The following is a 12,395-nucleotide window of genomic DNA, read 5'->3' on the forward strand; positions in this document are numbered from 1 at the left end:
AATCAGTGCCATACTGATGTCGCTTTTATCTAGGGGATGATATGAAAAGGATAATCTGCGCGTTCTTTATCGCACTGACGTTAAGCGGCTGTATTCCACGTTACGCCACGCTGCGCCCGCACTATGAAGTGGATGTGCGTAATCCGGCCGGGGAAGCGATCTCAACGGCAATGATGTGGGTGAGTACCGGGCGTTCACCACCGGGGTACTATCCGCCGCCGGAAGCGTTTGGCGCTGATCGGCAAGGGCATATCGACGTGGAGAAAAAATCCCAGTGGGAAAATATGATTTTCTTTTTGCACGGGACGAATTTCTACTCGTGGGGCTGGTGTATTGAAGCGCCGGGTTATATTCCGCAAAACGGACAGGGCGATGAGATAGCGAGCCCGGTCATCCTTAAACCGACCACGCAAGATTTACGCTGCCGACAAGCGCAGGACGTAGCTGAATACCTTTCTTCCGGGCATCAGTGATTTGTATAAGTAAAGGTTGTTTCCTGCGTCCTCTTATTAGATCATATGCCGTTATACGTTGTTTACGCCTTGAGGAACCTGTGATGAGTGAGGCAGAAGCCCGCCCGACTAACTTTATTCGCCAGATCATTGATGAAGATCTGGCCAGTGGTAAGCACACTACCGTCCATACCCGTTTTCCGCCGGAGCCAAATGGTTATTTGCACATTGGCCACGCGAAATCGATCTGCCTGAACTTTGGTATCGCCCAGGATTACCAGGGGCAGTGCAACCTGCGTTTCGATGACACAAACCCTGCAAAAGAAGACATCGAATACGTTGAATCTATTAAGAACGACGTGCAATGGTTGGGCTTTCACTGGTCTGGCGATATCTGCTATTCCTCGGATTATTTCGACAAGCTGTACGAATACGCGATTGAGCTTATCAACAGAGGTCTGGCCTACGTTGACGAGCTTTCCGCTGATGAGATCCGCGAATATCGCGGTACGTTGACGGCACCGGGTAAGAACAGCCCGTATCGCGATCGCAGCGTGGAAGAGAACCTGGCGCTGTTTGAAAAAATGCGTGCGGGTGGCTTCGAAGAGGGTAAAGCGTGCCTGCGCGCGAAGATCGATATGGCGTCGCCGTTTATCGTGATGCGCGATCCGGTGCTGTACCGCATTAAATTTGCTGAACATCACCAGACTGGTAACAAGTGGTGCATCTACCCGATGTACGACTTTACCCATTGCATCAGCGATGCACTGGAAGGCATTACTCATTCGCTGTGTACGCTGGAGTTCCAGGATAACCGCCGCCTGTATGACTGGGTGCTGGATAACATCACCATTCCGGTTCACCCGCGCCAGTACGAGTTTTCGCGCCTGAATCTGGAATACACCGTGATGTCCAAGCGCAAGCTGAACCTGCTGGTGACTGACAAGCATGTTGAAGGCTGGGACGATCCGCGTATGCCGACCATCTCCGGTCTGCGCCGCCGTGGTTACACCGCTGGCTCTATCCGTGAGTTCTGCAAACGTATCGGCGTCACCAAACAGGACAACACCATTGAGATGGCGTCTCTGGAGTCCTGCATTCGTGAAGATCTGAACGAAAACGCACCGCGTGCAATGGCGGTTATCGATCCGGTGAAACTGGTTATCGAAAATTACCCGCAGGGCAGCAGCGAAATCGTTAGCATGCCGAACCATCCGAATAAGCCGGAAATGGGGACACGTGACGTGCCGTTTAGCGGTGAAATCTGGATCGATCGCGCTGACTTCCGCGAAGAAGCCAACAAACAGTACAAACGTCTGGTGCTGGGTAAAGAGGTTCGCCTGCGTAACGCTTACGTCATCAAAGCAGAACGCGTGGAGAAAGATGCCGACGGCAACATCACCACTATTTTCTGTTCTTACGATGCGGACACGCTGAGCAAAGATCCGGCCGATGGTCGCAAAGTGAAAGGGGTTATTCACTGGGTGAGCGCACAACATGCGCTGCCGGTTGAGATCCGCCTTTATGATCGTCTGTTCAGCGTACCGAATCCGGGTGCTGCAGAAGATTTCCTGGCAACCATCAACCCGGAATCGCTGGTGATCAAGCAAGGCTACGCCGAACCGTCGTTGAAAGAAGCAGAAGCGGGTAAAGCGTACCAGTTCGAACGTGAAGGTTACTTTTGCCTCGATAGTCGTTATGCAACCGCTTCCAAACTGGTGTTCAACCGTACCGTGGGTCTGCGCGACACCTGGGCGAAAATCGCTGACTAAGTAAGTCAACCAGAAACAATTGGGTTATAGCGCCGCTTTCAGCGGCGCTTTTTTTTGCTTATCCATTAGGTTGTTACACTTTATATACATTCGCGACGCGAATTAATGTGTCTTCTCATTGATGCGTTTATTGAACGCATGGAAATCATTTTTGAGGTTTTAAAAGTCGATTCTAATGTGTAATCGCTATCAATTAGTATTAATCTCTTTGTTTTTTCTGTTTTTATTTGTTGTTTTCCTGTTTTATGTAACATGTTTCAAAACACTACGGAATATGTGCTCTTCGTCATAATCCTGTCATTTTGCCGCTAAAAAACATTGATAATTCGCGTCGCGAAAAATAGTCTTAAGCCGGTAGTGCATTCGGGGGTTTTCGTAACTACCTAAACTATTTGACCTTTTTTCGTCATCTCCGGCGATTTTTTAATACGTCTAGAAGGAATCACACATGCGTACGTTTAGTGGCAAACGTAGTACGCTGGCGCTGGCAATCGCCGGTGTCACAGCAATGTCGGGCTGGGTTGTCTCTCCACAGGCTCATGCAGCAGGCTTTATCGATGATTCCACGCTCACCGGCGGTATCTATTACTGGCAGCGTGAACGTGACCGTAAAGATGTTCTGGAAGATAAATACAAAACCAACCTTTCCCACTCAACATGGAACGCGAACCTGGATTTCCAGTCCGGTTACGCCGCCGATATGTTTGGTCTGGATATTGCTGCCTTCACCGCCATCGAGATGGCGGAAAACGGCGACAGCGCACACCCGAACGAAATCGCCTTCTCCTCCAGCAATAAAGCCTACAAAGAAGACTGGTCAGGTGATAAGAGCGGGGTCAGCCTGTATAAAGCCGCAGCGAAATTCAAATATGGCCCGGTATGGGCGCGTGCGGGTTACATCCAGCCAACCGGCCAGACGCTGTTAGCCCCGCACTGGAGCTTTATGCCCGGTACTTATCAGGGCGCGGAAGCCGGGGCGAATTTTGACTACGGCGATGCCGGGGCGTTGAGTTTCTCTTACATGTGGACCAACGAGTACAAATCGCCGTGGCATATCGAGATGGACAAGTTCTATCAAAACGATAAAAAAACCAAAGTTGATTACCTGCACTCGGTTGGTGCGAAGTATGACTTCAAAAACGATCTGATTCTGGAAGCAGCATTTGGTCAGGCTCAGGGTTATGTCGATCAATATTTCGCAAAAGCCAGCTACAAATTCGATATCGCCGGCAGCCCGCTGAGCACCAGTTACCAGTTCTACGGCACGCGCGACAAAGTGAGTAATGGCGGCGTAAATGATATTTATGACGGCACTGCATGGCTGCAAGCGCTGACATTTGGCTACAAAGTCGGTCAGGTCGATCTGCGTCTGGAAGGCACGTGGGTAAAAGCCGATGGTCAGCAGGGCTACTTCCTGCAACGTATGACGCCTACGTATGCTTCATCCAACGGTCGGCTGGATATCTGGTGGGATAACCGCTCTGACTTCAACGCCAACGGTGAAAAAGCGGTGTTCTTCGGTGCGATGTACGACTTGAAAAACTGGAACCTGCCGGGCTGGACGGTGGGTGCGTCTTACGCTTACGCCTGGGATGCGAAACCCGCAAATATGGCAACGCCAGATGCCTATTACGATCCGAACTACCGCCTGAAAGAGTCTTCTTACAGCCTCGATGCGATTTACACCCTGCAAGAAGGGCGTGCGAAAGGCACGATGTTCAAATTGCACTTCACCCAGTACGACAACCATTCCGACATCCCGAGCTACAGCGGCGGTTATGGCAACATCTTCCAGGATGAGCGCGATGTGAAGTTTATGGTTATCGCACCGTTTACCATTTTCTGATGAGCGCATGCCGGGTTCGGCCCGGCAAACTACAAGGAATACGTAATGAAAACAGTTCGTTTAAATATGCTCGCCAGTGCCGTACTGGCGATGCTGGGCAGCACTGCGGCGCTGGCGAATCAGAGTACCGTGGATGCTATCAGCCAGTTTCATCTTAACTATGCGGTGAAAGATAATTTCGCCGCGCAACACGGCGTTGACTGCGCGAAGCTCGGCGCCGATTGGGCCTCCTGCAACAAAGCGGTGATCACTCTGACCAATAATGGCGACGCGGTAACCGACAACGCGTGGGCCATCTATTTTCACAGCATTCGCCCGGTGCTGGAGGTAGCAAACGATCAGTTCAAAGTGACCCACATTATGGGCGATCTGCATAAGCTGGAACCGACCGACAAATTCACCGGTTTCCCGGCGAAGCAGGCGATAGAGATCCCGATTATTAATGAATACTGGCAGTTGTTTATCACCGATGTGCTGCCGCGCTGGTACGTCACCGCTGACGGCGCGACGGCGAAAGTCATTGCCAATACGGATACGGAAGATTTATCCCGCTTCGTTACGCCGCTTGATAACCAGTGGAAACGCACGCCGGACGACAAAAATATCCTGATGACTGCCGAGGCGCGCTTTGAGAAAAATAGCGATGTGAAGGCGTTAAATCTCGCGTCGCTGCGCGGCCAGATAGTGCCAACGCCACAGCACGTTAACATTCACGGGCAGGATGTTGACCTGAGTAAGGGCGTGAAGCTGGATCTCTCAGCACTCAGTGCCGATGCGCAAGATGCGGTGAAATCGCGTTTTGCCTTGCTGGGGGTGAAAGAGGGCAGTTATCCGCTGCGGACTGAAATTGCCAGCAACGCCTTTAGCGGCGACGAGGCGGTTTCTGGCGCTTACCAGTTACACATTGGCGCGAAAGAAACCGTAGTGACCGGCTACGATCAGGCGGGCGTGTTCTACGGTCTGCAATCGCTGCTGTCGCTCGTTCCTGCCACGGGCGAGATGAAGATTGCCACGCTTGAGGCGAAAGATGCGCCGCGTTTTGACTATCGCGGCATTCAGTTGGATGTCGGTCGCAATTTCCACAGTAAAGCGGCGGTGCTGCGCCTGTTGGATCAAATGTCGACGTACAAACTGAACAAATTCCATTTCCATCTTACAGATGATGAAGGCTGGCGCATTGAGATCCCTGGCCTGCCGGAATTGACCGATATTGGCAGCAAACGTTGTCATGATTTGAGTGAGAAAACGTGCCTGTTGCCACAGCTGGGCTCCGGGCCGGACAGTAATAACAACGGCAGCGGCCACTTTAGCCGCGCGGATTACATCGAGATCCTCAAATATGCCAAAGCGCGGCAGATTGAAGTGATCCCGGAAATCGATATGCCAGCTCATGCACGTGCGGCCGTGATCTCAATGGAAGCGCGTTACCAGCGCCTGATGAAAGCGGGCAAAGAGAAAGAGGCGCAGCAGTATCGCCTGCTGGATCCCACTGACACCTCGAACACCACCGGTGTGCAGTTCTATAACCGTACCGGCTATCTCAATCCGTGCCTTGATTCGTCGCGTAACTTTGTGAACAAAGTGATTGGCGAAATTCAGCAGATGCATAAAGAAGCCGGGCTACCGCTGAATACCTGGCATTTCGGCGGTGACGAAGCGAAAAACATCTATCTTGGCGCAGGTTATACGGATCAGAAAAAACCGGAAGCGGGCAAAGGCATTATCGATCAGAGCAATCAGGATAAGCCGTGGGCGAAATCGCAAGTCTGCCAGGCGATGATCAAAGAGGGCAAAGTTGCCGATGTTGAACATCTCTCCAGTTATTTCGGCGTGGAAGTCAGCAAGCTGGTGAAAGCGCACGGTATCGGCACTATGCAGGCGTGGCAGGACGGTTTGAAAGATGCCAAAGACGTGTCGGTGTTCGCCACCGATCATGTCAATGTTAACTTCTGGGATACGCTCTACTGGGGCGGTTTTGACTCGGTGAATGACTGGGCGAACAAAGGCTTCCGCGTTGTCGTCTCCAATCCTGATTACGTGTATCTTGACTTCCCGAATGAGGTCAACCCGGCGGAAAGCGGCTACTACTGGGGCACGCGTTTTAGCGATGAACGTAAGATTTTCAGCTTCGCCCCGGACAACATGCCGCAGAACGCGGAAACCTCGCTCGATCGCGATGGCAACCCGTTTAGCGCGAAGTCCGACAAACCGTGGCCGGGCGCGTATGGCCTTTCCGCGCAGCTGTGGAGCGAAGTGGTGCGCACCGATAACCAGATGGAGTACATGATCTATCCGCGTATGGTTTCGGTGGCTGAACGTGCATGGCATCGCGCTAGCTGGGAGCAGGATTACAAAGCCGGACGTGAATACAAAGGCGGTGAGACACATCTGGTAGATGTGAAAGCGCTGGAACGTGACTGGCAACGCTTTGCGAACCTGTTAGGTCATCGCGAACTGGCGAAACTGGATAAGGCTGGTGTTCATTACCGCCTGCCAGTACCGGGCGCGCGCGTGGTTGGTGGGAAACTTGAAGCCAATACCAGCTTCCCTGGCATGATGGTTGAGTTCTCAACCGACGGCGGTAAAAACTGGCAGCGCTACGATGATAAAGCGCGTCCGCAAGTGAGCGGGGAAGTGCAGGTGCGCACTGCCAGCCCTGACGGCAAACGCTTTAGCCGTGTCGACAGCGTAAAAGCGTAATGTGAGGCAGTAATTAAACCCGGCGGCGCGAGCTTGCCGGGTTTTTCTGTTTTTGCCGAAATTGCAGGCAAAAAAAAGCCAACCGTCAGGCTGGCTCTTTAGGCTTCAAAAGCTGTTATTTCGCGTCGTGCGCGTGTTCATCTTCGCGGCAGTCACCTTCGGCGCAGTGGCCGTAAAGGTAAAGACTGTGGTTAGTCAGGCGAATGCCGTGTTTCGCGGCGATTTCACGCTGACGCGCTTCAATGGAGTCATCACTGAATTCAATCACCTTGCCGCAATCGAGGCAGATCAGGTGATCGTGGTGATGTTGCTGAGTCAGTTCAAAAACGGACTTGCCGCCTTCGAAGTTATGACGGGTCACAATCCCGGCGTCGTCAAACTGGTTCAGTACACGGTAAACCGTTGCCAGCCCGATCTCTTCGCCCATGTCGATCAGTCGTTTGTATAAATCTTCCGCACTGACATGATGGTTATCCGGTTCCTGAAGCACTTCAAGGATTTTTAACCGAGGAAGCGTGACTTTCAGGCCGGCCTTCTTTAATGCGGTATTGTTGTCAGTCATGCGGAATCTGTCCTGTTGCTATACGATTCACTTCCTTAGCGGAAGTTATAAGGAATGCACCTGGGGTAATGCGTCTCATTATAGAACTGCCATGGCTGGATGAAAACTGCAAGCCCTCAAGTAAAGTAAGCTTATAAAACGTGGTGTCGCCAGCAAAGTCCTTTACGACGGCACCCAGTTTAGCAGGGCTCATTGTACAGCGATGGAGAAAAAAGTTAAAAATTTGTAGCAATTATTTCCATTGCTTTTATCTATCAATACGGCGTAACCCACAGATTACGCCGTAAAAAAATCAGGCGTTAATGATATCGTCCAGGTGCAGCTCTTCGCGAACCTGTTTTACCCATTTTTGTACGCGTTCTGATGTCATCTCGGGTTGACGGTCTTCATCAATCGCCAGGCCAACGAAGTGGTCGTCGTCCGCGAGACCTTTAGAGGCTTCAAAATGATAGCCCGCAGTCGGCCAGTGGCCAACGATGGTCGCGCCGCGCGGTTCGATGATATCGCGAATGGTGCCCAGCGCATCGCAGAAATATTCCGCGTAATCTTCCTGGTCGCCACAGCCGAACAGCGCAACTAATTTGCCATTAAAGTCGATCTCTTCCAGCGTCGGGAAAAAGTCATCCCAGTCGCACTGCGCTTCACCATAGTACCAGGTAGGAATGCCGAGCAACAGAATGTCATACCCTTCGATATCTTCTTTGCTGCTCTTGGCAATGTCATGTACGTCGGCAACGTCTTTACCAAGCTGACTCTGAATCATTTTCGCGATGTTTTCGGTGTTGCCGGTGTCGCTGCCGAAGAAAATGCCTGTAATTGCCATGAGTAAAATAACCTCTTGAAACTTAATGAGTATGGTGGTGGCGCTACGCCCACAGATAAGGGCAATCATAGCAGAACAGGGAAGCACGCGGAAACTGCTATCGCGTCGGACTGCACTGTATGACACATGAAAGTGTTATTTCGATGATGTTTCGGAGGATTCGCTAGCCGCGCAATGCCTTCAACTGCGCCAGCAGCATCTCTTCGATAAGCTCGCTGCGGCTCATATCACGCGCTTCTGCCAGCTCGTTTAACGCATCGACGGCTTCCACGTTGAGTTTTAATTCGACACGCTTAAGCCCACGAACCTTATCGCGTTTTAGCTGATTGCGTTTGTTGATGCGCAACTGTTCATCGCGCGAGAGCGGGTTTGTCTTCGGCCGTCCCGGGCGACGCTCATTCGCGAACAGATCTAGTGTCGTACGGTCCGTTTGTTCTTTAGCCATGGTCTAAGCATACTACGGGAAAAACAAGCAATCGGGCGGCGCGCCCGGGCTGAATAGCGCGCCATCATACATCAGCACAACGGACACGCCAACGACCGGGCGCGTTGAAACGACCAGTCGCCGCCTTTTTAATCAATTCGTCTTTTCAGCGAGATAACGACGGATAGCGCGCAAAACCGCGTCGGGTTTCTCGGCATGAACCCAATGGCCGGCTCCGGCAATCACATACGCACGCGCTTGTGGGAACTGTGCCAGCAGCGCGTCACGGTAGGCTTCAGTGACGTAAGGAGAGTTTCCACCGCGAACAAACAGGGCCGGTTTGTTCCATGCCGGAACCGTTTCCCAGCCGACAATATGCGGGTATTGCTCCCATAACACCGGCACGTTGAAACGCCACGCGCCGTCGACAAAGGATTTCAGTAGGAACTGAATGACACCTTCTTCATTTATATGTTCGCGCATCAGGGCTGCAGCTTGCTGACGAGTGGATGCTTCTGCATCACTGACCGCGTTGATGGCGGCAAAAATTTCGTCATGGCGGCGCACCTGGTAATCCACAGGCGCAATATCAATCGCCACCAGTTGATCAATACGCTCCGGCGCGAGCGCTGTTAATGCCATCACGGCTTTACCGCCCATGGAGTGGCCAATAAAGGTCGCTTTGTCGAGCTGATGAGCGTCCAGCGTATCCAGCAGATCCTGCGCCATTGCCGGGTAGTTCATTTCTGAGGCGCGTTCTGAAAGACCGTGGTTACGCATATCCACTTGCAGCACTTCGTGATCCTGAACCAGCTCACGGGCGAGCACGCCAAGGTTATCGAGACTACCAAAAAGGCCGTGAACAAGGACAATCGGAGAATTGTTGTGCGGATGTTGCGCAGTTTGCGCGCGCGTATTCAATTTCATGGCAAAGTTCTTTTTTTCACTGATTCGGGTTAGGTTATTATGTTGAACATTCTGCCGCCCGGCCGCAAGGTTAAGAATTACTCTTACTTTTGCCGCCATCCTGGTTTGACGCTATCCGCTGTTGAGATTTCACTTTATAATCCCAACACTTGTATTCAGATAAGATATCGCACTGGATTAAGATGAAAACGATCGAAGTTGATGATGAGCTCTACAGTTATATTGCCAGCCACACGAAGCACATTGGCGAGAGCGCATCCGACATTTTACGGCGTATGTTAAAATTTTCCGCCGTTCCTCACTCACAGCCTGCCGCTTCCCTCGCGCCGGTAAAAGAGACGCGTACTGTCAGCACCGTTGAAGGGGTTAAACCGACAAACACCGCCAAAGACAAAGTCCGTGCCGTTCGCGAGTTGCTTCTGTCTGATGAATACGCCGAGCAGAAAAAGGCGGTGAATCGTTTCCTGCTGGTGCTGTCTACACTCTACTTACTGGATGAAAAAGGGTTTACGGAATCCACCGAGTCTCTGCATGGGCGCACCCGCGTATACTTTGCCGCGAACGAGCAAACGCTTTTGCAAAACGGCAATCAAACCAAGCCGAAACAGGTGCCGAACACCCCTTACTGGGTCATCACCAACACCAATACGGGTCGTAAATGCAGCATGATCGAGCACATCATGCAATCAATGCAGTTCCCCGCGGAATTGATTGAAAAAGTTTGCGGCACAATTTAATCCTTGCATTGAAAGGACCAGGCAATGGCTAACCATCCGCGTGCGGGGCAACCTGCACAACAGAGCGATTTGATCAACGTCGCTCAGCTTACTGCGCAGTATTACGTGCTGAAACCGGAAGTCGGAAATTCAGAACATGCGGTGAAGTTCGGAACATCCGGCCACCGTGGCAGCGCAGGTCGCCACAGCTTCAACGAGCAACATATCCTCGCCATCGCTCAGGCTATCGCCGAAGAGCGTGCGAAAAACGGTATTACCGGCCCGTGCTATGTGGGTAAAGATACTCACGCGCTGTCTGAGCCGGCGTTTATCTCTGTGCTGGAAGTGCTGGCAGCCAACGGTGTGGACATTATTGTTCAGGAAAATAATGGCTTCACGCCGACGCCTGCCATCTCAAACGCTATCCTGGTTCACAACAAAAACGGCGGCGCGCAGGCGGACGGTATCGTTATTACGCCGTCGCATAACCCACCGGAAGATGGTGGGATCAAATACAACCCGCCGAACGGCGGCCCGGCGGACACCAACGTCACCAAAGTGGTTGAAGATCGCGCTAACGCACTGCTGGCAGACGGCCTGAAAGGCGTAAAACGCATTACGCTGGATGCCGCGCTGGCGTCCGGTCATGTGACGGAAAAAGATCTGGTACAGCCGTTTATTGAAGGGCTGGCGGATATCGTCGATATGGCGGCTATCCAGAAAGCGGGTCTGAAACTGGGTGTTGACCCGCTGGGTGGCTCCGGTATTGAGTACTGGAAACGCATTGCTGAGCACTACAAGCTGGATTTGACCATTGTTAACGATCAGGTCGATCAGACGTTCCGCTTTATGCATCTCGATAAAGATGGCGTTATCCGTATGGATTGCTCCTCCGAGTGCGCTATGGCGGGCTTGCTGGCGCTGCGTGACAAGTTCGATCTGGCCTTCGCCAACGATCCGGACTACGACCGTCACGGCATTGTCACTCCGGCTGGCCTGATGAACCCGAACCACTACCTGGCAGTGGCGATCAATTACCTGTTCCAGCACCGTCCGCAGTGGGGCAAAGAGGTTGCCGTTGGTAAAACGCTGGTTTCGTCTGCGATGATCGACCGCGTGGTGAATGACCTGGGCCGTAAGCTGGTGGAAGTGCCGGTCGGCTTTAAATGGTTTGTCGATGGGCTGCACGATGGCAGCTTCGGCTTCGGCGGCGAAGAGAGCGCGGGCGCTTCTTTCCTGCGTTTCGACGGCACACCATGGTCAACGGATAAAGACGGCATCATCATGTGCCTGCTGGCTGCGGAAATCACCGCCGTCACCGGGAAAAACCCGCAGCAGCACTACGATGAGCTGGCAGAGCGTTTCGGCGCGCCGAGCTACAACCGTTTGCAGGCTTCTGCTTCTTCCGCACAGAAAGCGGCACTGTCTAAACTTTCCCCGGAAATGGTTAGCGCCAGCACGCTCGCTGGTGATCCGATCACCGCGCGTCTTACCGCTGCACCGGGCAACGGCGCATCGATTGGCGGGCTGAAAGTGATGACCGACAATGGCTGGTTCGCCGCGCGTCCGTCAGGTACCGAAGACGCCTACAAAATCTACTGTGAAAGCTTCCTCGGTGCTGAACACCGTAAGCAGATCGAAAAAGAAGCGGTAGAAATTGTCAGCGAAGTGCTGAAAAACGCCTAAGCGCTGAAAAGAAAAGGCTCCCTCGGGAGCCTTTTTACTGCCTGTTAGCGATTACCCCAGCGCCACCATCAGCGCACCGGCAGTGATCAGCGCGACACCCGCGCCAGAAATCAGAGAAACCTTCTCGCCAAACAGCACTACCGCCAGAATCACTGCAAACACCACGCTGAGCTTATCAATCGGCGCCACGCGCGACACATTCCCGGTTTTGATCGCCATAAAGTAGAACAGCCACGACAGCGCACCGGCCACGCCGCTTAGCACCACAAACAGTAGCGCTTTTTTATCGGCGAAAACCGTCGAAATCAGCGACAGCTTGCCCTGAACCACCACCACGCCAACCAGAAAAATTGCCATCACCACCGCGCGGATGGCGGTAGCGGTATTGGCATCAAGATGTTGTAAACCGATTTTGCCGAAAATGGCGACCAGCGCAGCGGTCAGCGCCGACAACAAGGCATAAATTAACCAGGCACTCATGAATCTC

Annotated in this window: 11 protein-coding genes; 6 read left to right on the top strand and 5 right to left on the bottom strand. The window is 52.5% G+C overall.

The window, feature by feature from the left end:
- Window positions 1-41: 41 nt before the first annotated feature.
- The 4 genes from JKP81_RS09840 to JKP81_RS09855 all read left to right on the top strand — a co-directional run bounded on the left by JKP81_RS09840 (window position 42) and on the right by JKP81_RS09855 (window position 6,770).
- The gene (locus JKP81_RS09840; protein WP_200551591.1) at window positions 42-473 is read left to right on the top strand and encodes a membrane lipoprotein lipid attachment site-containing protein; all 432 of its coding nucleotides are present in this window, start codon (window positions 42-44) and stop codon (window positions 471-473) included.
- 83 nt (window positions 474-556) lie between these two features.
- Window positions 557-2,224, top strand: coding sequence for a glutamine--tRNA ligase (gene glnS / locus JKP81_RS09845; RefSeq protein ID WP_200551592.1), 1,668 nt, complete (start codon window positions 557-559; stop codon window positions 2,222-2,224).
- Between the two features lie 448 nt (window positions 2,225-2,672).
- Window positions 2,673-4,070 (top strand): chitoporin, encoded by a 1,398-nt coding sequence (chiP, locus tag JKP81_RS09850; RefSeq protein WP_200551593.1) that lies wholly within the window; start codon window positions 2,673-2,675, stop codon window positions 4,068-4,070.
- A gap of 45 nt (window positions 4,071-4,115) precedes the next feature.
- Complete coding sequence (locus JKP81_RS09855; RefSeq protein ID WP_200551594.1) at window positions 4,116-6,770, top strand: beta-N-acetylhexosaminidase; 2,655 nt, start codon at window positions 4,116-4,118, stop codon at window positions 6,768-6,770.
- Window positions 6,771-6,885: 115 nt separating this feature from the next.
- Here the strand turns inward: JKP81_RS09855 and fur are convergent, their stop codons facing one another.
- The 4 genes from fur to ybfF all read right to left on the bottom strand — a co-directional run bounded on the left by fur (window position 6,886) and on the right by ybfF (window position 9,506).
- Complete coding sequence (fur, locus tag JKP81_RS09860; protein ID WP_007373881.1) at window positions 6,886-7,332, bottom strand: ferric iron uptake transcriptional regulator; 447 nt, start codon at window positions 7,330-7,332, stop codon at window positions 6,886-6,888.
- A gap of 292 nt (window positions 7,333-7,624) precedes the next feature.
- On the bottom strand, window positions 7,625-8,155 hold the full coding sequence (gene fldA, locus JKP81_RS09865; protein WP_170956365.1) for a flavodoxin FldA: 531 nt from the start codon (window positions 8,153-8,155) through the stop codon (window positions 7,625-7,627).
- Between the two features lie 163 nt (window positions 8,156-8,318).
- A complete protein-coding gene (ybfE, locus tag JKP81_RS09870) occupies window positions 8,319-8,600 on the bottom strand; it encodes a LexA regulated protein (RefSeq protein ID WP_017455918.1) in 282 nt (93 codons plus the stop codon).
- 132 nt (window positions 8,601-8,732) lie between these two features.
- Window positions 8,733-9,506, bottom strand: a complete 774-nt coding sequence (gene ybfF, locus JKP81_RS09875; protein ID WP_200551595.1) for an esterase — start codon at window positions 9,504-9,506, stop codon at window positions 8,733-8,735.
- A gap of 182 nt (window positions 9,507-9,688) precedes the next feature.
- Here ybfF and seqA point away from each other — a divergent pair, with 182 nt between their 5' ends.
- Window positions 9,689-10,243 (top strand): replication initiation negative regulator SeqA, encoded by a 555-nt coding sequence (gene seqA / locus JKP81_RS09880; protein WP_200551596.1) that lies wholly within the window; start codon window positions 9,689-9,691, stop codon window positions 10,241-10,243.
- A 24-nt stretch (window positions 10,244-10,267) separates the two neighbouring features.
- Entirely contained in the window at window positions 10,268-11,908 is a 1,641-nt protein-coding gene (gene pgm, locus JKP81_RS09885) for a phosphoglucomutase (alpha-D-glucose-1,6-bisphosphate-dependent) (protein ID WP_200551597.1), read from the top strand.
- A gap of 51 nt (window positions 11,909-11,959) precedes the next feature.
- Here the strand turns inward: pgm and JKP81_RS09890 are convergent, their stop codons facing one another.
- On the bottom strand, window positions 11,960-12,388 hold the full coding sequence (locus JKP81_RS09890) for an EamA family transporter (protein WP_017455922.1): 429 nt from the start codon (window positions 12,386-12,388) through the stop codon (window positions 11,960-11,962).
- Between the last annotated feature and the right edge of the window lie 7 nt (window positions 12,389-12,395).

It is taken from the genome of Kosakonia sp. LAM2021, assembly GCF_016620385.1.
Taxonomy (GTDB): domain Bacteria; phylum Pseudomonadota; class Gammaproteobacteria; order Enterobacterales; family Enterobacteriaceae; genus Kosakonia; species Kosakonia sacchari.

What these genes read in the sequence shown, in the direction of transcription:
- JKP81_RS09840 (WP_200551591.1), top strand. Translation starts at nt 42, where the DNA reads ATGAAAAGGATAATCTGCGCGTTCTTTATCGCACTGACGTTAAGCGGC.
- glnS (WP_200551592.1), top strand. Translation starts at nt 557, where the DNA reads ATGAGTGAGGCAGAAGCCCGCCCGACTAACTTTATTCGCCAGATCATT.
- chiP (WP_200551593.1), top strand. Translation starts at nt 2,673, where the DNA reads ATGCGTACGTTTAGTGGCAAACGTAGTACGCTGGCGCTGGCAATCGCC.
- JKP81_RS09855 (WP_200551594.1), top strand. Translation starts at nt 4,116, where the DNA reads ATGAAAACAGTTCGTTTAAATATGCTCGCCAGTGCCGTACTGGCGATG.
- fur (WP_007373881.1), bottom strand. Translation starts at nt 7,332, where the DNA reads ATGACTGACAACAATACCGCATTAAAGAAGGCCGGCCTGAAAGTCACG.
- fldA (WP_170956365.1), bottom strand. Translation starts at nt 8,155, where the DNA reads ATGGCAATTACAGGCATTTTCTTCGGCAGCGACACCGGCAACACCGAA.
- ybfE (WP_017455918.1), bottom strand. Translation starts at nt 8,600, where the DNA reads ATGGCTAAAGAACAAACGGACCGTACGACACTAGATCTGTTCGCGAAT.
- ybfF (WP_200551595.1), bottom strand. Translation starts at nt 9,506, where the DNA reads ATGAAATTGAATACGCGCGCGCAAACTGCGCAACATCCGCACAACAAT.
- seqA (WP_200551596.1), top strand. Translation starts at nt 9,689, where the DNA reads ATGAAAACGATCGAAGTTGATGATGAGCTCTACAGTTATATTGCCAGC.
- pgm (WP_200551597.1), top strand. Translation starts at nt 10,268, where the DNA reads ATGGCTAACCATCCGCGTGCGGGGCAACCTGCACAACAGAGCGATTTG.
- JKP81_RS09890 (WP_017455922.1), bottom strand. Translation starts at nt 12,388, where the DNA reads ATGAGTGCCTGGTTAATTTATGCCTTGTTGTCGGCGCTGACCGCTGCG.